Source organism: Staphylococcus sp. HMSC072E01, from assembly GCF_001814125.1.
In the GTDB taxonomy this organism is placed as follows: Bacteria; Bacillota; Bacilli; order Staphylococcales; family Staphylococcaceae; genus Staphylococcus; species Staphylococcus hominis.
Map to the genome: position 1 here is coordinate 36835 of NZ_KV814962.1, position 24882 is coordinate 61716.

Consider the following 24882-nt stretch of genomic DNA (forward strand, 5'->3'; position numbering starts at 1 on the left):
CGTCCTTATACTAATTTAGTGTTTTTTGTATCAATGACTTCGTTCATACTACCTGTGCGGTAACCTTCTAAGTCTACAGTTACATAATCAAAACCTAATTCTTTTAAACGTAACGTAATATTATCTTTATTTTTAATTACTGTAGCTAAATCTTCTTCTGAAACTTCAATACGTGCAATATTTTGGTGATAACGTACACGAACATTGTTAACCCCTAAGTTTAAGATATGTTTTTCAGCTTCGTTTACTTTGTTTACTTTAGTGAAACTTAATGCTTCGCCATAAGGGATTCGAGAAGCTAAGCTACACAATGCTGGTTTATTCCAAACAGGTAAATCATATTTTTTACTAAGTTCACGAACTTCAGTTTTATATAATTTAGCTTCTTGAAGTACACTACGTACCTTGAATTCATCTCTTGCTTTTAAACCAGGACGGAAATCTTCTAAATCATCCATAATCATACCATCTAATACATAGTTGAAACCAAGTGTCTCTTTAATGTCTGTTAATTTGCTATACATTAATCGTTTACTATAGTACCAACTTTCAGGTGTATTTCTAACAATATTTTCATCTTGTAATTCCGCCATTTCAGTTTCTACAACGTCAATACCTAGTTCATGCCCCAATTCAATAGCTTTATTAAATTCTTCATTTCTGAAAAGTTCTGATTTTACAACGACGGGTTTAACATTTTCTTTACCTAATACATTGATGGCTTTTTTTAATACTAAACTACTATCTACGCCACCAGAAAATGCAATAACAACACTTTCCATTTCTTTTAATAATGTATCTAAAGTATTTTCTTTATTTAATAATTCAGTCATATTTATCAATCCTTTCAATTAGTCTTCATCTTCTACATAAGGAATTGTCAAGGGTCCTTGTGGCATTACACCAATACTCAATTTACGACCATACTGTTCTTCTAAATCAGCAATTGTTTTTTCAATATTTGAAGTAGGATTTAACATTGAATCTTTTAATTGTTGGTCAGTAAGTTCTGAGTAAACATACACATTTGCGAAGGTTTGAATGCTTGCCTGTTTTTGTACTTGCCATTGGTCAACCTCTGAAAAGTTTGGATCATGAATTAAATCTAAGATACCTTGCGGTGTATCAGCCATTTTGAAAATTTCAGCAAATTTACCATGGTCTGGAAAACCATCTGCACATTCTGAAACCATAATAATATTCCCATCTTTTTTAACAACTTTACTTGCCGCACTCATACCTTTAACGGTTTGATATAAATTTTGATCGAGTGGATAACCAGAATTTGAAGCAATGACAACATCAAAGCGATCATCACATTTAAACATGGCATGTTCTTTAACATATGCACACCCTTCTTTATGAGCTTCAAATACATCACCACCAAAAGCTGAAGTGATTTGTTTATCTTTATTTAAAGCGACATTTAACATAAAGTTTGGTTTACACATTTTATTAACTTCACGTGCCATATCTTGAACAGGATTATCTTCTAGGTTTCCCCAAGTCGATCTTGGATCACCAATCATTTTTGCATTATGAAATGTTTGAATGGTTTCAAGACCAGCGATGCCAGGCATGATTCCTTTAGGTCCACCAGAAAAACCTGCAAAGAAGTGAGGTTCGATAAAGCCAGTAACAATTTTAAAATCAGATGCTACATAGTCTTTATTTAAGTAAGCATCGCAACCATATTTACTGTGTCCAACTTTAGTAAGATTTTCTTTTTCATTGCAGTGATTCTGAACGATTTTAACAGAATCAACGATATCTTCTCCTAACATTTGAATTAATTCATCACGTGTTTGATCACGATGTGTTCCTGTGCCATTAATAATGACGAAATTTTCACGAGGAACGTGATTTAATTCTTCAATGAGTAGGGGGACCAGTATATGGTTAGGTGTTGGACGTGTAATATCGCTTATGACTATTGAAACAATATCATCCTTATTTACTAATTCTTTTAATGGTTTTGAGCCAGTAGGATGTCTTAAGACATTTTGAATTGCTGAAGTATAATCTTCAAGGGCCTCGATATTTTGTGGTTCTATGACTGTACTATCATCTGGCACTTCGACTTCAACTTCGGATTTCCCATATAAAACATGTGTTTTCACAGTTTTCCCCTCCAATAAGTCATGATGATAAATAGTAAATTATATGTTTATTACAATTAAAAGTATAGCATACTTAATGCTCGTTTTTTAATTAAAGGAAATTAATAGAAATATAAGTAATTAAATAATTAATCATAAAAAAAGTAAAATATTTCCATTTTTGTAATCGTTTACATATAATGAAATTAGGTTGTAATTATATTGAATAAGGAGTGATTTGCCATGAAAGCAGCAGTAGTAACGCATAATCATAAAGTAAATGTGGAAAACAAAGAATTACGTAACTTAGAACCAGGTGAAGCTTTAGTTCAAACAGAGTATTGTGGTGTATGTCACACAGATTTACACGTTAAAAATGCAGATTTCGGAGATGTAACAGGTCGAACTTTAGGACATGAGGGTATTGGACGTGTAATCAAAATAGCAGATGATGTGACATCTTTAAAAGTAGGTGATCGCGTTTCTATTGCTTGGTTATTTGAAAGCTGTGGTCATTGTGAATATTGCACAACAGGCCGTGAAACTTTATGTCGTAATGTGAAAAATGCAGGTTATACAGTTGATGGTGCGATGGCGGAACAAGTAATTGTTACAGCAGACTATGCAGTTAAAGTACCTGAAACTTTAGATCCAGCAGCAGCGTCTTCAATTACATGTGCAGGCGTAACCACATATAAAGCAGTTAAAGTAAGTCAAATTCAACCAGGTCAATGGATTGGGATATTCGGTATTGGTGGTTTAGGTAACTTAGCATTACAATATGCGAAAAATGTATTCAACGCTAAAGTGGTTGCTTTTGATATTAGTGACGATAAATTAAATTTTGCGAAAGAACTAGGTGCAGATGCAGTTGTTAACACAAAAAATCAAGATGCTGTTGAAGAAGTTAATAAATTAACTGATGAAAAAGGACTTGATGCAACAGTAATTACAGCTGTAGCTAAAACGCCATTTAATCAAGCAGTAGATGTTGTTAAAGCTGGCGCGCGTGTTGTAGCGGTTGGTTTACCTGTTGAAAAAATGGATTTAGAAATTCCTCGTTTAGTTCTCGATGGTATCGAAGTGGTAGGTTCTTTAGTGGGAACACGACAAGACTTAAAAGAAGCATTTCAATTTGCTGCTGAAGGTAAGGTTATACCTAAAGTTCAAACACGTAAATTAGAAGAAATAAATGATATTTTTGAAGAAATGGAAAAAGGAACTATTACAGGTCGAATGGTAATTAAATTCTAATATATTAATAAAAAATATATAAAGATTTTATTTCATAGGTGCGGAGAAGATAGTGAAGCAAAAGTATTTATTTCTGGGAAATAAGGTACAGTTAATCTAATTTAGTTATTAAGAAATGTTATTTAATGATATAATTATTTAAAAGATTATATCTAATTTATGGAGTAAAGAGGACAGCAAATGAAAAATATCTTATTATTTGTATCATCAATCGGTTTCGGCATCATTTTCTTCTATAAATATAGAACACTTTTAGAAAAGTATCATTATGATATTGTTGAACTTGAATCAAAAGCAGACATATTAGAAAGAAAAAAGTAATACCATGATACCAATGGTGACATTCAAAACATAATAGCTTGGAAAAATAGAGTCTGAGACTTAAAACATAAGCGTCTTAGACTCTTTTTCATTACATAGAAGTAGATAATTAAATTAAAAACACAGGATATCAAGATTTTTTAATTGTAGCAGGGCCCCAACACAAAGACTTTCAAAGAGAAAGTCAACGGGTAACGTAAGTTGGGGAAAGGACTTAAATGGAACAATGAACGCAAAATGACTTTTGTTTTACTGACGTTGTTATGATAACTATTTAACTAATGTTGATAGAATTTTGTTAACTTCAAGCACTATAGGATTTATGCTATAATGTGGTGTAATATTTTAAAGATTAAGGTGAGTCAGACGTTGGATAAGAATATACACATTCAAACGAAACAAGTCTTAAAACAAAATGGAGAAAAACAAACATTTGAATTTTCTTCTCAAGGATCATGGCAACAAAAACATGCCGATTATATTCGATATCAAGAACAAATTGAAAGTGCAGTTGTTAGTGTAACAATTAAAATTGAAGACAATGGCGTGAAGTTGATACGTAAAGGTGATATCAATATGAACTTACACTTCGTTGAAGGTAAGGACACTACAACACTTTACACTATACCAGCAGGACGCATTCCATTAATAGTAAGAACTAAGAGTATTTTACATTTTGTAAATGAAAATGGTGGAAAATTAAAAATACAATACGAATTACATCAAAATGACGAAAAAATGGGCTCATATCAATATGAACTTAAGTATAAGGAGATAGGCGAATGAATATTATTGAAAAAGTAAAGAAAACTTTAATACAAGAAATTGAAGCAAGTATTAAAAAAGCAAATCTAGCAGAAGATATTCCTGAAATTAAAGTTGAAATCCCTAAAGATACTAAAAATGGAGACTATTCTACTAATATTGCAATGGTCTTAACTAAAATTGCTAAACGTAATCCACGCGATATTGCTCAAGCTATTGTAGACAATTTAGATACAAGTAAAGCAAACGTAAAACAAGTAGATATCGCTGGTCCAGGATTTATCAACTTTTATTTAGATAATCAATATTTAACAGCTGTCATCTCAGAAGCAATTCAAAAAGGGGATAAATTTGGTTATGCGGAAGAACCAAAAAACAAAAAAATATTATTAGAATATGTATCAGCAAATCCAACTGGTGACTTACATATTGGACATGCTCGAAATGCTGCTGTAGGTGATTCACTAGCAAATATTTTAATTGCAGCTGGTTACGATGTAACACGTGAATATTATATTAATGATGCTGGTAATCAAATTACAAATTTAGCACGTTCAATTGAAACACGTTTCTTTGAGGCATTAGGGGATACAAGCCATGAAATGCCAACAGATGGCTATAATGGTAAAGACATTGTCGAAATTGGTAAAGACTTAGCCAAAAAACATCCGGAAATGAAAGATTACTCTGATGAAGAACGCTTAAAAACATTTAGACAATTGGGTGTTGATTATGAAATGGATAAATTGAAAAAAGATTTATCAGATTTCAATGTTCATTTTGATAATTGGTTTAGTGAAACATCACTATACGAAAATGGTGCGATTGATAATACATTAGAAAAAATGCATGAGTTAGGCTATACGTATGAAGCAGATGGTGCCACTTGGTTACGTACGTCAGACTTTAAGGATGATAAAGATAGAGTACTAATCAAAAAAGATGGTAACTATACGTACTTTACACCTGATACAGCGTATCACTACAATAAAATTAATCGTGGCAATGATATTTTAATCGATTTAATGGGTGCAGATCATCATGGTTATATTAATCGTTTAAAAGCAAGTTTAGAAACATTTGGTGTAGATAGCGATCGTTTAGAAATTCAAATTATGCAAATGGTTCGTTTAATGCAAAATGGCGAAGAAGTTAAAATGAGTAAACGTACAGGTAATGCAATTACGTTACGTGAAATTATGGATGAAGTAGGCATTGATGCGGCGCGCTATTTCTTAACAATGCGTAGTCCTGATTCGCACTTTGATTTTGATTTGGAACTTGCAAAAGAGCAATCTCAAGATAATCCAATTTATTATGCACAATATGCACATGCACGTATTTGTTCAATTTTAAAACAAGCTAAAGAAAAAGGGATTGAAATAGACAAAAACGCTGATTTTAGTACCATTACAAATGAAAAAGCGATTGATTTATTGAAGAAAGTAGCAGAGTTTGAGCCTACAATTGAGAGTGCTGCTGAAAGTCGTGCACCACATCGATTAACTAATTATATTCAAGACCTAGCTTCAGCATTCCATAAATTCTATAATGCTGAAAAGGTATTATCTGATGATATTGAAAAAACAAAAGCACATGTTGCTCTTATTGAAGCTGTTAAAATTACATTACATAATGCATTAGCATTAGTGGGTGTATCAGCACCAGAATCAATGTAATATAAATACTTTTAAATTAAAAGCACCTTTACGAATATTTATTTGTGAAGGTGTTTATTTTTTATAGAAAGGTAAAAAGATGTCAATGATGACTACAGAACAACTTTACAAAGCATTATTAAAACATATGGGTCCTCAAGGATGGTGGCCAGCAGATACACGTGAAGAGATTATATTAGGTGCTATATTAGTTCAAAATACAAACTGGAATAATGCTGCACTTTCTCTTAGACGGCTGAAAGAAGCAACCCATTTTGAACCTCAAAACATATTAGATCTGCCGATAGAAGAACTAAAAATATTAATCCGCTCTAGTGGTTTCTATAACAATAAAGCAAAAGCAATTTCTACATTATTCAACTGGTTAAATCAATATCAGTTTGATTATTGCAAAATTAATGAAGTATATGGAGAACATTTAAGAAATGAATTACTTAAACTACATGGTATTGGAAGTGAAACAGCAGATGTATTGCTAGTCTACATTTTTGAGAGGGTTGAATTTATTCCTGATCATTATACACGTCGGTTATATAGAAAACTCGGTTATGCCAATACTGAGAATTACGATAAATTAAAAAGACATGTTGAATTACCTTCAAACTTTACAAATCAAGATGCAAATGAATTTCATGCTTTACTAGATAATTTTGGGAAAAATTATTTTAATGGCTCCATTGAACAAAGATATCATTTCTTAGATCCATATTTTACAAATATGGATTGACCTTAACGTGACGTCATAGCTTAGTCTCTTTTATAGAGAGATGAAAAGAGAAGTGAATCAAATAGATTAAGAAAAAGGCAGGATGTCAGAATGGAAAATCAGGTATACTTTACACCCAATGACGTGAGTCATATTACCGAAGTAACTAAACGCACACTTCATTATTACCATGAAATTGAGTTGCTTGTGCCAACTTATATTGCATCTAATGGTTATCGCTATTATTCTTCTAAGGATATCTCTAAATTACAGACTATTCAATTTCTAAGAGAACTGAATTTATCATTAGCAGATATTCAACTTTATTTTAGTAACAGTATAGAAGAGAAAAATATAATATTAGAAAATAATTATCAGTGTATTGTTGCACAAAGAGATCAATTAAACAAAATGATTCATTTTCTTAATCATCATCTCGTTAATCATAGAAAAGAGGAGATTAATATGAGTAAATGGAATAATGATAATATACAACATCAATATGAGAAAGAAGCTGAAATGAAATATAGTCATCCTCCTTATTATCAAGCTTTTAAAGAGAATCAAAAACAATTGAATTCTACAGAAAAACAACAAAATAATAAGAGAACAATGGAGAGGTTACATTCATTCTTTGATAAAATGAATGAATTATTCATTGCAAACTATAAAATAAATCATATACAGGTTAAACAAGCAATTTTTGAACTAAAAGATATTCTTCGAACACAAGTACCTAACATAGATGAACAATTTTTAGAATATATTGCCTCGATTTATGAGAATGATGAGCGATTTGCTAAAACAATTAATAACAAACGACACGATAATTTAAATCAATATATTGCTGATGCGATTCGAAATGATATTTAATAAAAGATGTTTTAAAGTTCTATAATATGTGATGATATATGTATAATATATCTGATGAATAAAAGGAGCTTAAACATGATAGAAGCATTCAAATTATTTTGGCAAAATTATTTTAATGTAAAAAGTCGAACTAGAAGACGTCATTATTGGTTTGCTATTTTAGCTAATTGTATTATTTTAGTGATCATTAGTTTACTTTTTAATATCATTACTTTGGGGTTAAATGGAGGGCATACATTTTTTGATATTGTGTATGAAATCATTGATATCATTATTTTTATAGGAACGTTTACGATGACGGTGCGTCGTTTACATGATACAGGGCACACATTGGTTCTGCCTCTTATTATTTTAATATTTACATTAATTAGAAAAATTTCAAGTATTGTAGATAGAACATACGGTATTTCAATTGATGGTTTTTTCAACGGAATGATTGCGCTTGAATCAGGAATTATGTTGGCAGCGATGTCTTTAGTCTTACTTATTATTCTTGTGATCACTTTTGCATTTACAATAAAAGATAGTGATGAGGGGACAAATAAGTATGGTCCAAATCCTAAAATAGCTGCTGTATAATATGAAAAAAGGAAGGATACAGAATGTATTTTGAAATCTGTTTCCTTCTTTTTTTATTTTGAAATTGAATTAAATCATTAAGTTTAACCAATAATATAAAATTACACAATAAAAATTTATAGAATTAAATTAATGATATAAATAATTTGGTATGATAAATATATGAAATAAACAAAATTGTGAAAGGAAGGTATGGTTTATAAATGAACAATAAGAAGCTGTGGATTATTTTATTTACATTAGTATTAGTTTTAGCAGCGTGTGGACAAAACCAATCGAGTGAAAAAGGACATCATTCTACGCACTCAACTGAGCAAGAAACAACGGATCACAATGATAATACTCATACATATCATCGTATTATATCTTTGATTCCAAGTAATACTGAAATATTATATAGACTTGGTCTTGGAAAAAATATTATAGGTGTATCAACAGTTGATGATTATCCAAAAAACGTGAAAAAAGGCAAGCAACAATTTGATGCAATGAACTTAAATAAAGAAGCACTTTTAAAAGCTAAACCTGATTTGATTTTAGCTCATGAATCTCAAAAATCATCTGCTAAAAAAACACTTGATAGTTTAGCTGATAATGGTGTGAAGGTAGTATATGTTAAAGACGCTCAGTCTTTAAATCAAGTCTACGATTCATTTGAGCAAGTAGGTAAAGTGACTCATCGTGAAAAAGAGGCGAAACAGTTAGTCAAAGAAACAAAAGTTAATGTTCAAAAAGTAATTGAATCAATTCCAGCACATCATAAAAAACAGAGTGTTTTTATAGAAGTGTCTTCAAAACCTGAAATATATACAGCAGGAAAAGAAACCTTTTTCAATGATATGATAGAAAAACTAGATACAAAAAATGTATTTTCAAATGTTAGTGGATGGAAAGCAGTAGATAAAGAAAGTATTATTAGAAAAAATCCTGATATTTTAATTTCAACTGAAGGTATTTCAAAAGAAGAATATTATGAAGTGATTAAAGAACGTGATGGTTTCTCTGAAGTCAACGCAGTAAAAAATGAACGTGTGGAAACAGTCAATGGTGACGAAATTTCACGACCAGGACCTCGTATAGATGAGGGTATGAAAGAATTACGTGATGCAATTTATAAACGTTAAAACGTTAAGATGAGAGACTTTTCAAAAGCCTACAACGATATTGACAATGTTGTAGGCTTTTTATACAACATAGATTCTTGTAAATTGAGCAAAACAGAGAAAGAATTATTTTGTAATCTTATTTTAATTAGTCGTAAGGATATATTCATTGTAATATAGGAAATAAATAATAATTGAAATGTGAGTGGAAATGAAACGACATCTATATTTAACATTTTCAGTTTGGACACTTTTCTTATGTATCATAATGGCTATAAGTCTTTTTTGGGATTTAGGGTCATTACATCAAGCATTTAATCAAATGATTTTTTTAAAAGTTAGAGTTCCTAGAACATTTGAGGCGCTTATGGTAGGAGCTATATTAACGTTGACGGGTCAATTATTTCAAACGGTATTAAATAATCCTTTAGCAGATAGCTTTACACTTGGTTTAGCGAGTGGAGCGACTTTTGGATCAAGTTTAGCTATATTTTTAGGCGTATCTTTTCTATTTATTCCAATTTTTTCTATCATTTTTAGTATCACGACACTTTTACTTGTTGTTATAATGACAATCGTATTGTCTAGAAATTTTCCAATTAGAGTACTCATCATATCTGGACTTATGGTAGGCGCTTTTTTTAATGCATTAATATATATACTTACACTCATTAAACCTGAACGTACGAATCGTATGTTAGCCTATTATTTCGGAGGATTTGCGAATGCCGAAATGAATGAGCTCGTTTATATTACAATGGTTTCTTTGCCAATCATTATTGTGATATATAGTTTAGTTACACCCATTAAGCTCTTGCAATTAGGAGAAGCTAAAAGTAAGTCTCTAGGGTTAAATGTGCAATGGATAACATTTATTGTACTTTTGTTAACATCTATTATGACAGCTATAGCAGTAGCGTTTATAGGTGTGATAGGTTTTATTGGCATCATTGTACCTCAATTAATTAGACGATATTATTTTCAATATAGTCTTGCTATACAAATGACATTAAACATATTGATAGGTGCATTAACGATGCTATTCGCTGATGTTATAGGGAAGATGGTTATCAATCCAGTGCAAATTCCAGCAAGTATTATTTTATCACTTGTTGGGATACCCATATTATTTTATATTTTAGTCACTCAATCTAATACAACACGTTAGTGAAGTGAACAAAAATTATTAAAATAAGAATAATTATATTGATAAGAGGTAAATAAAAATGGACTTAAGCCAAATCAAAGCAGTTGTGTTCGATTTAGAAGGCACATTATTGGATAGAACTAAGTCTCGAGATAAATTTATAGAAGAACAATATGAACGTTTTCATGATTATTTTGTACATGTACAACTTGCTGACTTTAAACATAAATTTATAGAATTAGATGATGATGAAGATAACGATAAACCTTATGTATATAAAGAAATAATAAAACAATTTCACATCGATAGATTGAAATGGAAAGATTTATTTCATGATTTCGAAATGCATTTCTATCGATATGTATTTCCATACTACGATACATTATACACACTGGAAAAGTTGTCAGAGCATGATTATTTACTAGGTGTAATTGCAAACGGGAAATCAAAGATCAAACAATTTCGGATTTATTCATTAGGAATAGAACATGTGATTAATTATTTATCAACTTCTGAAACAGTAGGTTACCGCAAACCTCACCCACGTATTTTTGAAGATATGATTGATCAACTTGGCGTCTTACCAGAAGAAATTATGTATGTTGGAGATGATGCCTTAAATGATGTTGCTCCTGCACGTGCTATGGGAATGGTAAGTGTTTGGTATAAACAAGAAAATGCTGAATTAGAACCTTTAGAAGAAGAAGTAGATTATATCATTACAACAATAGAAGAGCTCTTAACGATTTTATCCGTAAATAAACAAAAAAAAGGAGATAATTAAATGGAATTATTTACAAGAAAAGGTGGATTTACATTAAATTACAATACTATGGGACAAGGATACCCAGTAGTGCTTGTACATACTGCGTTTGAAAATGCTTCAATTTTTCAAAATTTAGCTCATGCACTTTCAAAAACATTTCAAGTCGTATTATTGGATTTACGTGGTCATGGATATTCAGATAAACCACGACATATTAAATTCAATGAATTTGCAGATGATATTATTTTATTATTAGATTATCTCTACATAGATCAAGCGGCTTTTATTGGCCATGAAATGGGTGCTACAATTATTGCGCATTTATCAAAGCAATATCCAGAGTATGTATCTTCGTTAACAATGATCAATCCGACATCTATTGAAGGAGAGTTACCAGAAGAACGATTGTTTAGAAAATACGCACATAAAATCCGTAACTGGAATGAAGATAAACAAGAGAAGTTTTTAGATAAACATCGCTATTATAAACATCGTAAAGTGAATAAGTTCTTAAAAAATGTCGAAGATACTAATTCAATTTCTACTAAAGAAGAGACAGAAGCAGTAGATGAAGTATTTAAACAAAGAGGAATTGCAGAAGTATTTGAGTACATCACTAAACCCACATTTATAGTTGCAAGTGCTTATGGAGAAAGAATAACATCTCTTGAATCTAAAGAAGTAGCAGATTTAATAGGAAATGTATATTTCGAAGTGTATTCGAAGTCAAGCGTGTATCCTTTTGAAGAAGAACAAGAGAAGTTTATCCATGATGTGACACCTTTTATAAAAAAACATATGCCTCAACACTAAATAGTATTGTTTACCAATATTAATGTATTATAAAAATGAAATATTTTGTAATGTTTTTGTAATATTTCTGTTATTTTGATCATAAATAGGGTATACTGTAATTAAGCATAAAAGAAAAAGGAGCGAATGCTTATGAAAAAGTTAGCAACAGCCCTATTAGTTTCTGGACTAGTAATGACAGGAGTAGGCTATAATCATGCTGAAGCAGCTAGTGGTAATTCGATTCAGACTGTACAACAATTAACTCAAGGTCAAAAAACATTAGAAAATGTGACTATAGGTGAATCAATTAAAAATGTTATTAATCACTATGGCACACCTATTTATTCATATAATCCAAATAATCAAGAAAAATACTATGAATTCCATACAAACAAAGGTGTATTAGTTGTTACTGCAATCGGTAAAAAAAATACTGGTTATGTAACTAGAGTATCAATGACTTATAATCAAGCCAATGGTCCAACTTATCAAAAAGTAGCACAAAGTGTAGGTAAAAAAGCCATTAAACGCGTTCAATATAATAGTGTAAGCGGCAATTTTGCTTATATTCAAAACGGTAAAACAAGCTATCAATTTGGTTCAAGCTCACCTAAAGACAAAGTATTAAAATTATATCGTATTGACATTAACAAATAATGTAATGAAGTAGTTAGTTAAAATGACGTATCATTGATTTCATTTAAAAGATAATGAAATATATAGAAGTAGGATAACGAATTCCATCTGGAATTCGTTGTCCTACTTCTTTTTTACGAAAAGAAATCAATTGAAATCTATGATAAAATGTTGAAATGAATGAATTGAATGTATTTTAAAACTTGCATTCGATAAAGGAGCAACATATGCGATCAAACGATAAATTATTACTTGAAAATGTGAATGATTATTTTACTCATAAAGGTATGCCCCCTAAACTTATCGATGACATTAAAGAAAATATACGTAACGACTTTAAAAAATCTGAAGCAAAAAAGCAAGATTATCTTGATTTTAGGGGAAAAGCAACGGCTCAAATTATCTTAATTATTCAACGGAATTTATTTGGTTTACAATTGAATCCTATTATATTTTTTATTATCAATTTTATTTTAATTTCATATTTATATGATAAGCAATACGTTCCATTCCAAGCTGCAACCATATTATCTTTGTTTTATTGTATTGTTATTTTCCCGATTACTATTTTTATTCATATACAAATTGCTCGGAAAAAATATTTATATAGTAATCGCACAGAGATAATCATAGGCTATATGATTGCAATTATTGCCTTAATTCTTATTATTATGCGTGCATTTAATCTCACTATAGGTATTGTTCCTATTACTATGTATAGTCATCAATTTATTTTCTTTATGGGACTTATAATGAGTTTATGCGGGGTTATTTTTAAAAGATTAGAATATACAGCAGTAGGTTTATTATTCTCTCAAAAGACGATTGATGCTGTTATTGTAAATTCAAATGTCGCTCAAACTGTTTCACTTATCATTTGGATTATTATCGTCGTATTAATTGTTACATATACTATACGATTATCATCTAGAAGAAGTATTTAATAAAATATCTGATTTTAACTCAACCATGATGAATAGGGTTGAGTTTTTTATTTAAATTATATAAAAATTTTTAAATAAAAAAATAATTAATTGTATACATGTTTATAGCGTTAAATATGTTTTAGTGGGTATAGTAAATACTAAGGGAGGTGCCGATATGAAAAAAATTGAAACGTCTAATCAAATAAAGATAGCCTATCAAGATGCAGGTACAGGCATTCCCGTTATTTTAATTCATGGTTTAGATGGTAATTTAGCTGGGTTTTACTCATTAAAAAAAGAGTTGAAAAAACACTATAGAGTCATTGTTTACGATGTGAGAGGCCATGGAAAATCTACACATCCTATGAGTTATAACTTAAATGATCACATTAAAGATTTAACTATGTTAATGCAGCAATTAGGTATTAAAAGCGCACATTTATTAGGACATGATATGGGTGGAATGATTGCACAAGCTTTTACCGAAAAATATAAAGATAAAGTGCGATCTTTAACAATTATATCTTCTAAATCTGAAGATATTGTTCATGGTTTTACAAAGTTAATGATTGAGCACCAAGATAAAGTAGCGGGGTTTAATAAATCTGAAGCGTTACTTATATTATTTCCATATATTTATAAGAAAAATGATGTTGCAATGAAGTGGTTTCAACGTCAACGTTTATATAGTAAACAAGATGATGAAGATAGTGCAGTAGCATCAAGAGCCTTATTAGATACAGAGAATCAATCAAATACAGTCACACATGAGATCAATGTTCCAACTATGATAGTAGATGGACGTTATGACCCAATTATTATCAATAAAGAGAATCAACAGTTTGAAAATCAATTTAAAAATATAAATTATGTTTTATTTAATGAATCAGGGCATGCACCTCATATAGAAGAAGAAGAGAAATTTTTAACATTATATTTAAATTTTGTAGAAAAAAATGATGTATCTAATACTACAAATCTATTGATATAAAATTGTAAGCATAGAGTCAAAATTATCTATAATCGAACATCTAAGAAAACAGAACAATCTAAAGAGCGGTGTTCTAGATATAAAGAATGATTAAACAGTGTTTATAAATATTAGAATGAAGTTATTCTACAGAAAACAACATCATATAATATGAATTATGGCTATAAAAGAGGCCCGTAGACAAATGTTATCTACGGGCTATTATTCTAGGTTTTTTAAGTTCTAGTCTCTTTATAGTTTACTATTATAATTCTGTTTCTTTATTAGCTTCTTCGATTCGTTTGTTAATTCTATTAAGTAGCTCATCAATTTTTGTACGTTGCGTTGCATTTACAAGAATCAATACTGTTCTTTCATCATGCTCATTACGTTTTTTATCGAAGTAATCTTCTTGAGATAAATTTTTCACTGCTTTTACTACTTGAGGTTGCTTGTAGTTTAAGTGATTAATAATATCTTTTAAATAATATTCTTCTTCTTTACTTTGACTAATATAAGTTAAAACAGCAAATTCTTCAAAGCTGATCGAAAATTCTTTTTTAATAATGCTTTTCAATTTATCTGCATAAGTAATCATTGCTAATAATTCAAAGCAGTCATTGATTTTTGAAATAGCCATTTTAAGACCTCCCCAACTAATATTCTCTCTATTTTTTATGCATCCGTTAAATTTATCTATATATAACGTCATCTATTAGTTTAAAAAAGCTATTAATAATTTAGATTAAATAAATTAATTTAATTCTATGTTATTTAGTTAATTATAACTAAATAAAATTAGAAAGTAAACGAAAATGTACTTAATAAAACAATGTTTTGATTAATTAATACTTTGTTTATAAAAATAAGCAAATTTTATAAAAGATTTAATTAAGAACAATTATTATGATGCTCCATATTATAAAATTAAAGTTTAATATGCTAAAACAAAAGATTATTCGGTGCTTTCTAATAAAGATGTAGAAGGATGCGTAATAATTTTATCTCCAATATTTAATCCATTGGATACCATAATATACCCACTTTTTTTACTTTTAATATATTTAATGTTTCTTTTTATAATTTTTTTATTATGTATAACTAGAACATAATTTTTATTGTAAATGACTTTATCGGGTAATTCATATTCTGTTGTTCCTAAGTGAAGATCAAAATGGTATCCAATAGGGTAGGAAGGATCTGTAGAAATATCTACATAATAAAAAGAGGAAGAGGTCTCAGTTTTATAAGGAATAGAAGAAATAGATAAAATTTTCCCTTCAAATTGCCTAGTGTTTTTAATAGAAACTTGAACAAGTTGATTATTTTTAAGTTGTTTAAGTTGAGATTCCTTGATTTTAGCACGAATGATTCGTTCATCACTATTAATTTGCATAATTTCAGTATGAGATTTTGAAGGGAAAGGCTGAAGTACAGTGACTCGACCTTTAATAGGAGCATAAATGCGTGTTTGAAGTTGTTGTTGTAAATTGAGTATATCATTAGATAATTGAACTTGTTGGTTGAAGTTATCGGAGGATATTTTATTTGAGTGTTGTATTGAAGATAAAAGTTTCTTTTTTGCAAGAATATGTTTTTCGATGTGCGGATTATAATATTTAAATATGGGTGTATCTTTAGATATAACCTCATTATTTTTTACTAGAATATCTGAACTAATGCCTAATGAGGGCTCATAATAAAGTGTATAACTTTGTTTAGCTTGCTGAACGCCTTGAAAAGAAAGAGAGTAATGAGGTTTTACAGTCATCGTTTCTATTTTGCTCAAATGAGTCGTTTTAGGAATTTTAGAATAAATATAAAATCCAAACGAAATAATAAGGAGAAGGAGGAAGGTTAACATTATTGATAAGGGGGATAAAAACTTTTTCAAATATAATCACCTCTAAACATTAATATGCATTTATTATACAAGTTTAGAGCTAAATACAACATAACGAAATGATGACATCAAAAAAGTCTTCTCAATTATTGCATTAAGAAGACGAAGATTTAGATAAAAGTTTAATTTTAGTAGCCATTAAAATAAACGTAATAAAACAATACCAATTGCTATAGCGATTAATCCTGTAAATTTACGGAAAGTCATTTCATTTTTAGGTACACCAATGCCAAAGTGATCAATAATGACGCCCATTATCATTTGGCCAAGCATTGCGACAATAGTTGTAAGAGCAGCACCTAAATAGGGCATTAATATAATATTAGATGTAACGAATACGACGCCTAAAATCCCACCAATAAAATAGAGTGGTTTAATACGACCGAGATGCTGTTGTGATAGTTTAATTTTTAGACTTCTATTAAATATTATTGTTAGAATAAATAACGCAATAGTTCCAATAGTAAAAGAAACTAGTGCAGCGAATAAAGAAGAATCCATTTGCTTTGAAAGCCCGCTATTGATTGTAGTTTGTAGCGGAGGCGCAAATCCGAAAATAAAGCCAATTAACAACCAAATATAAAGTGAGATATTTCTTTTATCTTTAAGTTTATTTTTAGGTAGATGGTTCATAAGAAGAATTCCGAACAATAAAACGATAATCCCCACACCTTTTAAAAAAGTAAAAGATGTTTGATTGGCCCCAAGTAACCCCAATGTATCAATCATAACACCCATTATAATTTGACCAGCAACTGTCATCACAACCGTAAGTGCTGCACCTAATCTTGGAAGAAGTAATAAGTTACCTGTTAAGAAACATACACCAAGCAAGCCACCAACCCACCAATGATAATCAATAGAGTGACCAGCATAAAATGAGCTTGAGAACATTTGGATATTAAAAATGATATTAAGTATTAATAAAAATAGAGTTCCTACAAAAAAAGAAATCGTAGAGGCATAAAAAGATGACTCTGTAAATCGACCTAATCTAGAATTAATCGATGTTTGAATAGGAACCATCATACCAGCAATAATTCCAAGTATAAATAAAAAAAGCAAACGTAATTCCTCCATTATTTTTACTATCAAATACGATTATTATACGTAAATTTATAAAAAAATTCTATACTAAAAAAAGAGAACGGATAAAACTCTTTTAGAACGCTTTATCCATTCTCAATCTACTGTTTAGAAGACGTAAAGTAAAATTTGATATTGTGACATACGTCTACTATGTCAATTAATTTAATTCAAATAAAACTGTTGTTGTTTTATCTACAATCTGAGCTGAAGCGACTTTGCTTGGAGCGCCACTGGTAAATCTTAAAACATCTAATTTAACGATATTTTCCATTGCTGATTGTACATTTGCCTCTGTTATTGTTGCTGAAATTTGTGGTAATTGTAACTTAGCTGTTTTGTTTAGATTTGTCTTAAATATGAGTTCTAAAGTTTTTGACATTGTTCATACCTCCTTTTTAATAAAATCATTCATTAAACTAATCCTTGGGTTTTTACAACTTCAACTTTATCGAAAGATTCTTCAATCAAATTTGAAATTGTTGTTACAAATGATTTGATGTCTGCTTCAGAAGCACGTGTATTAATGTTATTAAATCGACGTTTAATTTCTTTAGCTTTTCCATTTGTATCATGTGTAACGTGAGTACAAATAACAGATAACTGAGTAATTTCGTTCATCTTACTTTCACTTCCTTACACTTTATATATCGAAAATATTTTTAAAAAAAGTAACTTAAAATCAAAAAAAGTTGAGCGAAATATTTCAATGTTACTAAAATATGATATATCATTAAATAAGAAACTTTTTTGAGGTGGATAAATGAATTATGTAGAACCTATTAAGAAAAAGAATGATATTAAGAAGATGTATCACGTGTTACAAATGAAATCAGACAGAGATTATCTTTTATTTAAACTGGCGATACATACAGGTATGCGACTTACTGACTTATTACATCTTAAAGTTGAAGATATAAAGAATAAGGAAAATAAAGAAATAAAGACAGCTTGGATTCAACAAAGCGCTCCATTTATCAAAATTATGATACCTTCTGATTTAAGAAATGAATTTGATACATATATCTATGAAAATCAGTTGAAAGATCATCATCTTTTATTTCAGTCTCTTCGTACACATAAAGAACTTTCACGTCAGCAAGCTTATCGAATTATTCACCACGCAGCTAAAGAATTAGGCCTTTTACATATTGGTTTAACTACTCTACGTAAAACTTTTGCATATCATGCTTATAAATCGGGTATTTCTATTGCGATTATTCAAAAATATTTAGGACACCAGACTACGCATGAAACTTTGAAATTTATTGGTTTGTCACCTAAAGAAGATCATCATACAATTATTGCTTTAAATTTATAAAAAGGAGGGCTTTGATGAGTTTAATTTATTTACTAGGGGCACTTTTACTAATCATGGGTATGGTTCTAATCACTTTATTTATTAGACCTCTAAGACGCTATGCAGGATATATTTCCCTATTTGCTCCAGTGATTGCTTCTGTTTACTTCTTATCTCAAATTCCTAATGTACTTCATCAGAAAGTGATTTCTTTTAAAATAGCTTGGATGCCAGCCATTGATTTGAATTTAGATTTAAGACTAGATGGACTTGGATTAATGTTTGCTTTAATTATTTCTATTATAGGGATAGCTGTTTTCTTTTACGCTACTCAATATTTAACACCTAATGGTGATAACTTACCTAGATTCTTCATATACTTACTTTTATTTATGTTTAGTATGTTAGGTATAGTAATATCTAATAATACCATCCTTATGTATATCTTCTGGGAACTCACAAGTGTTTCATCTTTCTTACTTATTTCGTATTGGTATAGTAATGCAAATAGTCAGCTAGGTGCAATACAGTCGTTTATGATTACGGTATTTGGTGGCTTAGCATTATTAACAGGTTTTATTATGTTGTACATAATGACAGGTACGAATACAATTACTGAAATTTTATCGCAAGGTCATCATATTAGCGAGCATCCTTTATTTATTCCAATGATCATTATGATGCTTATTGGAGCTTTTACAAAATCAGCTCAATTTCCATTTCATATTTGGTTACCTAAAGCTATGGCTGCCCCAACCCCTGTAAGTGCCTATCTACATTCAGCAACAATGGTTAAAGCAGGTATATTTTTACTTTTTAGATTCACACCTGTATTAGGCTTAAGTAATAGTTATATTTATATTGTTACTTTTGTAGGATTAATCACAATGATGTTTGGATCTCTTACAGCTTTAAGACAATACGATTTGAAAGGAATTCTTGCCTATTCTACAGTTAGTCAACTTGGGATGATTATGACAATGGTCGGTTTAGGTGGAGGTATTGCACAGCATCCAAGCGGACCAATGGCTAAAATTTACACATTAATTTTATTTGCAGGCTTGTTCCATGTCATGAATCATGCATTATTTAAATGTACGTTATTTATGGGTGTAGGTATTATTGATCATGAAGCGGGCACAAGAGATATTAGAAAATTAAATGGCATGAGAAAATTCTTTCCTAAAATGCATGTGAGTATGACGCTTGCTGCATTATCAATGGCAGGAGTACCATTTTTAAATGGTTTTTTAAGTAAAGAAATGTTTTTTGATTCTTTAGTTAAATCTATTGAATTAGAGCAATTTAGTTTAACTTTAACTATCATAATTGTGGCATTAGGCGTGATTGCAAGTATATTCACGTTTGTCTATGCAGTTTACATGCTAAAAGAAACATATTGGGGAGAATTTAATGAAAAAGAAGTTCCTAAAAAGCATATTCATGAGCCATGGTTGTTCAGTTTACCAGCAATGATCTTTGCTGTGATGCTACCTGTTATCTTCTTTATCCCAAATACCTTTACGCATCCGATTGTTTTACCTGCATTAAGAAATGTCACAAACTTAGGTATCCAAGTCGATAAGATGGCACCACATGTATCCCAGTGGCATGGCATTAATTTACCGCTTATTTTTAGTATCATTGTTATTATTTTAGGAATTATTTTAGCAACAAAAGTAAATTGGAAAGTGTTAACGCATCGCTTAATCAAAACAGCGTCTATTACAAATTCCTATCGTAAAGCTTATAGTGTATTTGAACATTATGCTGGCTGTAGTATTCGTGGTGTAATGACGAACCGATTAAACTACTATAATGTGATTACACTTTTAGTGTTTTCACTATTTGTAGCGTATGGCTTTTTAAGAGTAGGGTTTCCTAAACTACATCTAATGCATGTTACTGACTTTGGACCTTTAGAAGTACTGCTTGCTATTTCAATCAGTGTTGTTGGTATAGCACTTGTCTTTATAAGACAACGTTTAACGATGGTAATATTAAATGGAATTATTGGCTATTCAGTTGCATTATTTTATTTGATCATGAGAGCACCTGATTTAGCTTTAACACAACTTGTGGTAGAGACGATGACTACAATATTATTCATTGTTAGTTTTTCACGCTTACCAAATATTTCACGTAAGAAAGCAGATAAGAAAAAAGAAATTATGAAAATTGTTGTAGCATTCATTTTTGCAGGCGCAGTGGTAACCCTTGTGTTTATGGCACAACAAGGTGATGGTTTAGAAACAATTTCTAAATATTATATGAATGCAAAAGAACTCACAGGTGGTAAAAATATTGTGAATGCCATTTTAGGTGATTTTAGAGCGCTTGATACTATGTTTGAAGGTTTGGTATTAATTATTGCTGGTTTAGGTATTTATACATTATTAAATTACAAAGATCGGAGGGGTCAAGATGAAAGAAAATGACGTAGTCTTAAAAACAGTAACTAAAATTGTTGTATTCATTTTACTTACTTTTGGTTTTTACATTTATTTAGCGGGTCATAATAATCCAGGAGGAGGATTTATTGGTGGTCTCGTCTTTAGCTCAGCTTTTATCTTGATGTTTTTAGCTTTCGATGTAAAAAAAGTATTGGACAGTTTACCTATCGACTTTAGAAAATTAATGATTATTGGAGCGCTTATTTCTTTAATCACAGCAATTGCGCCTACCTTTTTTGGCAAACCATTTTTATATCAAAGTGAATTTACACTTCATTTACCAATATTTAATGAAATGCATATTACTACAGTGACAATTTTCGAATTAGGCATAGTACTTTCAGTAGTGGGTGTAATTGTCACAATTATGTTGGCATTGAGTGGGGGTAAATCATGAATCTTATTTTATTACTTATCATAGGATTTCTCGTATTCTTAGCGACATACATGATATTATCTTTAAATTTAATTCGGATTATTGTAGGGATTTCGATTTATACGCATGCTGGTAATTTGATTATTATGAGTATGGGTCATTATAGTGACTACGTAACAGAACCACTTATTCGTGGTTCAAATACCAATTATGTCGATCCATTATTACAAGCACTTGTTTTAACTGCAATTGTTATTGGATTTGGTATGACAGCTTTCTTACTTGTATTAGTTTATCGAACATATCGTGTTACAAAAGAATCAGAAATTGATGTGCTTAGGGAGGATGAAGATGATGAACAGTAACTTATTAATCCTTCCGATTCTCTTACCACTTCTTTGTGCATTATTACTTGTATTTACGAAGAATAAAAATAGAGTTTCGAAGATTTTATATATTGGAACAATGACGGTTAATACGCTTATTTCGCTAGTTTTATTGATTTATGTGATGAATCATAAACCTATCACTTTAGATTTTGGTGGTTGGAAAGCACCATTTGGTATTCAATTTTTAGGTGATACTTTAAGTTTACTCATGGTAACAATCGCTTCTTTTGTAGTGACTTTAATTATGGCATATGGATTTGGACCTGCTGAAAAACGTGTGAATCGCTATTACTTACCAACATTTATTTTATTTTTAACTACCGGTGTAATTGGTGCTTTTTTAACTTCTGACTTATTTAACCTCTACGTTATGTTCGAAATTATGCTACTTGCATCATTTGTGCTTGTAACATTAGGACAATCAGTAGAACAATTAAGAGCAGCTATTATCTATGTTGTTTTAAATATTATTGGTTCTTGGTTGTTTTTATTAGGTATTGGTTTACTTTACAAATTAGTAGGGACATTAAACTTTTCTCAAGTTGCATTACGCTTAGACGATGTTCACAATAATGAAATGGTAGTTGTCATTGCAATTGTATTTATGATTGCATTTGGTTCAAAAGCATCGTTAGTTTTATTTATGTGGTTACCTAAAGCTTATGCAGTATTAAATACTGAGCTCGCAGCTTTATTTGCAGCTTTGATGACGAAAGTGGGAGCATATGCTTTAATTCGTTTCTTTACTTTATTATTTGATCAACATCCAAATATTACACACCCCATACTTGTATTTATGTCTTGTATTACAATGGTTATTGGTGCTTTTGGAGTCATTGCATTTAAAGACATAAAGAAAATTGCAGCATATCAAGTTATTTTATCAATTGGTTTTATTATTTTAGGCTTAGGGTCAAATACATTTGCTGGAATTCATGGTGCTATTTTTTATCTAACAAACGATATTGTAGTAAAAACATTATTATTCTTTATTATTGGTAGTTTAGTTTATATGTCTGGTTATAGAGAATATAAGTATTTATATGGTTTGGCAAAGAGAGAGCCTTTCTTTGGCGTAGCATTCATTGTTATGATTTTCGCGATTGGCGGAGTTCCTCCATTTAGTGGGTTCCCTGGTAAAGTGCTTATTTTCCAAGGGGCGGTTCAAAATGGTAATTACATTGGATTAGCACTCATGATTTTAACAAGTCTTTTAGCAATGTATAGTCTATTTAGAATACTATTTATTATGTACTTTGGAGATGCAGATGGCGAGCAAGTTGATTACAACCCATTGCCTGTTCATCGAAAATGTATGATTGGCATACTAACTGTAATTGTACTAGTTATGGGTCTTGCGGCACCAATTGTTATGAATGTTACTAAAAATGCAACAGAGTTAAATACAAATGATGCTTACTTCCATCACTTAGTTAATTCGCATTTAAAGGAGGAGAATAAATGAGACAAATTGTATTGAATATCTTAATTGCTTTTCTATGGGTACTCTTTCAAGATCAAGGTTCTTTTTTATTCTCTACCTTTGTATCTGGCTATCTTATAGGATTAATTGTTATTTATATCCTTCATCGATTCTTTGGTCAAGAATTTTATTTAGTAAAAATATGGGTAGCTATTAAGTTTTTAGCCATATATTTGTATCAGTTAATTACTTCAAGTCTTAGTATCATTAAATATATTTTATTTAAAACAAAAGATATGAATCCTGGTCTTCTCACATATGAAACAGAGTTAAAAAGTGATTGGGCCATTACATTTTTAACCATTTTAATTATTATTACGCCTGGATCGACAGTGATTAGAATTTCAAAATTAACCAATAAATTTTTTATTCATAGTATAGACATTTCTGAAAATGAAAAAGCTAATTTGTTAAAAAGTATTAAACAATATGAACGTTTAATTATGGAGGTGTCACGATGATCCAAGCGATGACTAACTTTTTTAGTACAGGAGCTTTAATATTATTTGGTATTGCATTTATTATTGGATTGTTTCGTTTGATTAAAGGTCCTACAACAGCAGACAGAGTCGTAGCATTTGATGCAGCCAGTGCTGTAATTATGTGCATTGTTGGGGTGGTTAGCGTGATTTATGATACTGATGCGTACTTAGATTCAATTATGTTAATTGCGATTATTTCATTTGTAAGCTCTGTATCTATTTCTAGATTTATTGGAGGAGGTCGGGTATTCAATGGAACTCATAAAAAGCGTCACTGAGTTGATTGCGTCTATCCTTATTTTTCTAGGAAGTATTATTGCAGTGATTAGTGCAATAGGCATTGTAAAATTTCAAGATGTTTTTTTACGTAGTCATGCTTCTACGAAAAGCTCAACGCTTTCTGTATTACTTACTTTAATCGGGGTATTAATATACTTTACGACGGCGCAAGGTCTCTTTAGTGTTCGTTTATTATTATCCATTGTCTTTATTAATTTAACGTCTGCTGTTGGTATGCACCTTGTTGCTAGAGCAGCTTATCGAACTGGAGCATACATGTATAGAAAAGATGATGCACCAAGACAATCTTCCATTTTATTAAGTTCAAAAGAATTTAATACAAGAGAGGAGTTAAAAAGTCGTGCTAAAAAAAGAGAAGAACAACGAGAAAAACTGTATTATGATATTAAAAACCATAGAGCTGAAGAAAGAAAACAACAAGGTGATAAAAATATTGAAGATTTAGAAGAATAATTGTATATCTTAATAATTTTTAAATGAATTATTTTGAA

At 30.2% G+C, this 24882-nt stretch carries 29 protein-coding genes; 22 read left to right on the forward strand and 7 right to left on the reverse strand.

Annotated features, from left to right (window positions below):
* Positions 1-5: 5 nt before the first annotated feature.
* Positions 6-833 carry an ATP-dependent sacrificial sulfur transferase LarE gene (larE, locus tag HMPREF2953_RS02045; protein WP_002488593.1) on the reverse strand — a complete coding sequence of 276 codons (828 nt, stop codon included), beginning with the start codon at positions 831-833 and terminating at the stop codon, positions 6-8.
* An 18-nt stretch (positions 834-851) separates the two neighbouring features.
* A complete protein-coding gene (larA, locus tag HMPREF2953_RS02050; RefSeq protein ID WP_070671535.1) occupies positions 852-2120 on the reverse strand; it encodes a nickel-dependent lactate racemase in 1269 nt (422 codons plus the stop codon).
* Positions 2121-2342: 222 nt separating this feature from the next.
* On the opposite strand from larA, the gene adhP reads away from it, so the two are divergent.
* The 14 genes from adhP (at position 2343) to HMPREF2953_RS02115 (ending at position 14640) form a co-directional block, all read left to right on the forward strand.
* The gene (gene adhP / locus HMPREF2953_RS02055) at positions 2343-3353 is read left to right on the forward strand and encodes an alcohol dehydrogenase AdhP (protein WP_070671537.1); all 1011 of its coding nucleotides are present in this window, start codon (positions 2343-2345) and stop codon (positions 3351-3353) included.
* 180 nt (positions 3354-3533) lie between these two features.
* Positions 3534-3674 carry a hypothetical protein gene (locus HMPREF2953_RS11415; protein ID WP_002448878.1) on the forward strand — a complete coding sequence of 47 codons (141 nt, stop codon included), beginning with the start codon at positions 3534-3536 and terminating at the stop codon, positions 3672-3674.
* A 369-nt stretch (positions 3675-4043) separates the two neighbouring features.
* Positions 4044-4460, forward strand: a complete 417-nt coding sequence (locus HMPREF2953_RS02060) for a YwiB family protein (protein ID WP_070671539.1) — start codon at positions 4044-4046, stop codon at positions 4458-4460.
* Entirely contained in the window at positions 4457-6118 is a 1662-nt protein-coding gene (gene argS, locus HMPREF2953_RS02065) for an arginine--tRNA ligase (protein WP_070671541.1), read from the forward strand. Before HMPREF2953_RS02060 ends, argS begins: the two co-directional genes overlap by 4 nt.
* A gap of 79 nt (positions 6119-6197) precedes the next feature.
* Complete coding sequence (locus HMPREF2953_RS02070) at positions 6198-6845, forward strand: endonuclease III domain-containing protein (RefSeq protein ID WP_002448894.1); 648 nt, start codon at positions 6198-6200, stop codon at positions 6843-6845.
* A gap of 90 nt (positions 6846-6935) precedes the next feature.
* Positions 6936-7697, forward strand: coding sequence for a MerR family transcriptional regulator (locus tag HMPREF2953_RS02075; RefSeq protein ID WP_070671543.1), 762 nt, complete (start codon positions 6936-6938; stop codon positions 7695-7697).
* Between the two features lie 75 nt (positions 7698-7772).
* Positions 7773-8276, forward strand: a complete 504-nt coding sequence (locus tag HMPREF2953_RS02080) for a DUF805 domain-containing protein (protein ID WP_070671545.1) — start codon at positions 7773-7775, stop codon at positions 8274-8276.
* A gap of 203 nt (positions 8277-8479) precedes the next feature.
* Entirely contained in the window at positions 8480-9400 is a 921-nt protein-coding gene (locus tag HMPREF2953_RS02085) for an ABC transporter substrate-binding protein (protein WP_070671547.1), read from the forward strand.
* A 190-nt stretch (positions 9401-9590) separates the two neighbouring features.
* On the forward strand, positions 9591-10547 hold the full coding sequence (locus HMPREF2953_RS02090; RefSeq protein ID WP_070671550.1) for a FecCD family ABC transporter permease: 957 nt from the start codon (positions 9591-9593) through the stop codon (positions 10545-10547).
* A 58-nt stretch (positions 10548-10605) separates the two neighbouring features.
* The gene (locus HMPREF2953_RS02095; protein WP_049334986.1) at positions 10606-11310 is read left to right on the forward strand and encodes an HAD family hydrolase; all 705 of its coding nucleotides are present in this window, start codon (positions 10606-10608) and stop codon (positions 11308-11310) included.
* The gene (locus tag HMPREF2953_RS02100; protein ID WP_070671552.1) at positions 11311-12105 is read left to right on the forward strand and encodes an alpha/beta fold hydrolase; all 795 of its coding nucleotides are present in this window, start codon (positions 11311-11313) and stop codon (positions 12103-12105) included. It abuts the gene before it with no gap.
* Between the two features lie 132 nt (positions 12106-12237).
* Entirely contained in the window at positions 12238-12744 is a 507-nt protein-coding gene (locus tag HMPREF2953_RS02105) for an SA0570 family protein (RefSeq protein ID WP_002448912.1), read from the forward strand.
* A gap of 206 nt (positions 12745-12950) precedes the next feature.
* Positions 12951-13667 (forward strand): hypothetical protein, encoded by a 717-nt coding sequence (locus HMPREF2953_RS02110; protein ID WP_049434578.1) that lies wholly within the window; start codon positions 12951-12953, stop codon positions 13665-13667.
* Positions 13668-13824: 157 nt separating this feature from the next.
* Complete coding sequence (locus tag HMPREF2953_RS02115; RefSeq protein WP_070671554.1) at positions 13825-14640, forward strand: alpha/beta fold hydrolase; 816 nt, start codon at positions 13825-13827, stop codon at positions 14638-14640.
* A 244-nt stretch (positions 14641-14884) separates the two neighbouring features.
* On the opposite strand, the gene sarA is transcribed toward HMPREF2953_RS02115, so the two are convergent.
* The 5 genes from sarA to HMPREF2953_RS02140 form a co-directional block, all read right to left on the reverse strand.
* A complete protein-coding gene (sarA, locus tag HMPREF2953_RS02120) occupies positions 14885-15259 on the reverse strand; it encodes a global transcriptional regulator SarA (RefSeq protein WP_070671555.1) in 375 nt (124 codons plus the stop codon).
* A gap of 315 nt (positions 15260-15574) precedes the next feature.
* Positions 15575-16390, reverse strand: coding sequence for an efflux RND transporter periplasmic adaptor subunit (locus HMPREF2953_RS02125; RefSeq protein WP_256263306.1), 816 nt, complete (start codon positions 16388-16390; stop codon positions 15575-15577).
* A gap of 270 nt (positions 16391-16660) precedes the next feature.
* Complete coding sequence (locus HMPREF2953_RS02130; RefSeq protein WP_070671560.1) at positions 16661-17587, reverse strand: DMT family transporter; 927 nt, start codon at positions 17585-17587, stop codon at positions 16661-16663.
* A 181-nt stretch (positions 17588-17768) separates the two neighbouring features.
* Positions 17769-17990: a DUF2922 domain-containing protein gene (locus HMPREF2953_RS02135; RefSeq protein ID WP_002448911.1), complete on the reverse strand. Its 222-nt coding sequence runs from the start codon at positions 17988-17990 to the stop codon at positions 17769-17771.
* Positions 17991-18022: 32 nt separating this feature from the next.
* Positions 18023-18229 (reverse strand): sigS mRNA-stabilizing protein SroA, encoded by a 207-nt coding sequence (locus HMPREF2953_RS02140; protein WP_002448893.1) that lies wholly within the window; start codon positions 18227-18229, stop codon positions 18023-18025.
* 142 nt (positions 18230-18371) lie between these two features.
* Here HMPREF2953_RS02140 and HMPREF2953_RS02145 point away from each other — a divergent pair, with 142 nt between their 5' ends.
* Genes HMPREF2953_RS02145 through HMPREF2953_RS02180 form a run of 8 tightly spaced genes read left to right on the forward strand, consistent with a single transcriptional unit; the run spans position 18372 to position 24844 of the window.
* Complete coding sequence (locus tag HMPREF2953_RS02145) at positions 18372-18929, forward strand: tyrosine-type recombinase/integrase (RefSeq protein ID WP_049334992.1); 558 nt, start codon at positions 18372-18374, stop codon at positions 18927-18929.
* A gap of 14 nt (positions 18930-18943) precedes the next feature.
* Complete coding sequence (locus HMPREF2953_RS02150; protein ID WP_070671563.1) at positions 18944-21346, forward strand: DUF4040 family protein; 2403 nt, start codon at positions 18944-18946, stop codon at positions 21344-21346.
* The gene (gene mnhB2 / locus HMPREF2953_RS02155) at positions 21333-21758 is read left to right on the forward strand and encodes a Na+/H+ antiporter Mnh2 subunit B (RefSeq protein ID WP_049334994.1); all 426 of its coding nucleotides are present in this window, start codon (positions 21333-21335) and stop codon (positions 21756-21758) included. The genes HMPREF2953_RS02150 and mnhB2 overlap by 14 nt, the downstream gene beginning before the upstream one ends.
* Complete coding sequence (gene mnhC2 / locus HMPREF2953_RS02160) at positions 21755-22102, forward strand: Na+/H+ antiporter Mnh2 subunit C (protein WP_070671566.1); 348 nt, start codon at positions 21755-21757, stop codon at positions 22100-22102. Before mnhB2 ends, mnhC2 begins: the two co-directional genes overlap by 4 nt.
* Positions 22092-23591, forward strand: a complete 1500-nt coding sequence (mnhD2, locus tag HMPREF2953_RS02165) for a Na+/H+ antiporter Mnh2 subunit D (protein ID WP_070671986.1) — start codon at positions 22092-22094, stop codon at positions 23589-23591. Before mnhC2 ends, mnhD2 begins: the two co-directional genes overlap by 11 nt.
* A complete protein-coding gene (gene mnhE2 / locus HMPREF2953_RS02170; protein WP_049334996.1) occupies positions 23588-24070 on the forward strand; it encodes a Na+/H+ antiporter Mnh2 subunit E in 483 nt (160 codons plus the stop codon). Before mnhD2 ends, mnhE2 begins: the two co-directional genes overlap by 4 nt.
* Positions 24067-24369 (forward strand): Na+/H+ antiporter Mnh2 subunit F, encoded by a 303-nt coding sequence (mnhF2, locus tag HMPREF2953_RS02175; RefSeq protein WP_017176022.1) that lies wholly within the window; start codon positions 24067-24069, stop codon positions 24367-24369. Before mnhE2 ends, mnhF2 begins: the two co-directional genes overlap by 4 nt.
* Positions 24344-24844: a Na+/H+ antiporter subunit G gene (locus HMPREF2953_RS02180; protein ID WP_070671568.1), complete on the forward strand. Its 501-nt coding sequence runs from the start codon at positions 24344-24346 to the stop codon at positions 24842-24844. Before mnhF2 ends, HMPREF2953_RS02180 begins: the two co-directional genes overlap by 26 nt.
* Positions 24845-24882: the final 38 nt, after the last annotated feature.

Bases quoted from the DNA above. Each gene is read 5' to 3' on its own strand.
- HMPREF2953_RS02070 (WP_002448894.1), top strand. From the start codon at position 6,198: ATGTCAATGATGACTACAGAACAACTTTACAAAGCATTATTAAAACAT.
- HMPREF2953_RS02100 (WP_070671552.1), top strand. From the start codon at position 11,311: ATGGAATTATTTACAAGAAAAGGTGGATTTACATTAAATTACAATACT.
- larE (WP_002488593.1), bottom strand. From the start codon at position 833: ATGACTGAATTATTAAATAAAGAAAATACTTTAGATACATTATTAAAA.
- HMPREF2953_RS02080 (WP_070671545.1), top strand. From the start codon at position 7,773: ATGATAGAAGCATTCAAATTATTTTGGCAAAATTATTTTAATGTAAAA.
- HMPREF2953_RS02090 (WP_070671550.1), top strand. From the start codon at position 9,591: ATGAAACGACATCTATATTTAACATTTTCAGTTTGGACACTTTTCTTA.
- HMPREF2953_RS02105 (WP_002448912.1), top strand. From the start codon at position 12,238: ATGAAAAAGTTAGCAACAGCCCTATTAGTTTCTGGACTAGTAATGACA.
- HMPREF2953_RS02140 (WP_002448893.1), bottom strand. From the start codon at position 18,229: ATGAACGAAATTACTCAGTTATCTGTTATTTGTACTCACGTTACACAT.
- sarA (WP_070671555.1), bottom strand. From the start codon at position 15,259: ATGGCTATTTCAAAAATCAATGACTGCTTTGAATTATTAGCAATGATT.
- HMPREF2953_RS02180 (WP_070671568.1), top strand. From the start codon at position 24,344: ATGGAACTCATAAAAAGCGTCACTGAGTTGATTGCGTCTATCCTTATT.
- mnhE2 (WP_049334996.1), top strand. From the start codon at position 23,588: ATGAGACAAATTGTATTGAATATCTTAATTGCTTTTCTATGGGTACTC.
- mnhD2 (WP_070671986.1), top strand. From the start codon at position 22,092: ATGAACAGTAACTTATTAATCCTTCCGATTCTCTTACCACTTCTTTGT.
- HMPREF2953_RS11415 (WP_002448878.1), top strand. From the start codon at position 3,534: ATGAAAAATATCTTATTATTTGTATCATCAATCGGTTTCGGCATCATT.
- mnhB2 (WP_049334994.1), top strand. From the start codon at position 21,333: ATGAAAGAAAATGACGTAGTCTTAAAAACAGTAACTAAAATTGTTGTA.
- HMPREF2953_RS02075 (WP_070671543.1), top strand. From the start codon at position 6,936: ATGGAAAATCAGGTATACTTTACACCCAATGACGTGAGTCATATTACC.
- argS (WP_070671541.1), top strand. From the start codon at position 4,457: ATGAATATTATTGAAAAAGTAAAGAAAACTTTAATACAAGAAATTGAA.
- HMPREF2953_RS02150 (WP_070671563.1), top strand. From the start codon at position 18,944: ATGAGTTTAATTTATTTACTAGGGGCACTTTTACTAATCATGGGTATG.
- mnhF2 (WP_017176022.1), top strand. From the start codon at position 24,067: ATGATCCAAGCGATGACTAACTTTTTTAGTACAGGAGCTTTAATATTA.
- HMPREF2953_RS02085 (WP_070671547.1), top strand. From the start codon at position 8,480: ATGAACAATAAGAAGCTGTGGATTATTTTATTTACATTAGTATTAGTT.
- HMPREF2953_RS02145 (WP_049334992.1), top strand. From the start codon at position 18,372: ATGAATTATGTAGAACCTATTAAGAAAAAGAATGATATTAAGAAGATG.
- mnhC2 (WP_070671566.1), top strand. From the start codon at position 21,755: ATGAATCTTATTTTATTACTTATCATAGGATTTCTCGTATTCTTAGCG.
- HMPREF2953_RS02110 (WP_049434578.1), top strand. From the start codon at position 12,951: ATGCGATCAAACGATAAATTATTACTTGAAAATGTGAATGATTATTTT.
- HMPREF2953_RS02115 (WP_070671554.1), top strand. From the start codon at position 13,825: ATGAAAAAAATTGAAACGTCTAATCAAATAAAGATAGCCTATCAAGAT.
- adhP (WP_070671537.1), top strand. From the start codon at position 2,343: ATGAAAGCAGCAGTAGTAACGCATAATCATAAAGTAAATGTGGAAAAC.
- HMPREF2953_RS02125 (WP_256263306.1), bottom strand. From the start codon at position 16,390: ATGACTGTAAAACCTCATTACTCTCTTTCTTTTCAAGGCGTTCAGCAA.
- HMPREF2953_RS02135 (WP_002448911.1), bottom strand. From the start codon at position 17,990: ATGTCAAAAACTTTAGAACTCATATTTAAGACAAATCTAAACAAAACA.
- HMPREF2953_RS02095 (WP_049334986.1), top strand. From the start codon at position 10,606: ATGGACTTAAGCCAAATCAAAGCAGTTGTGTTCGATTTAGAAGGCACA.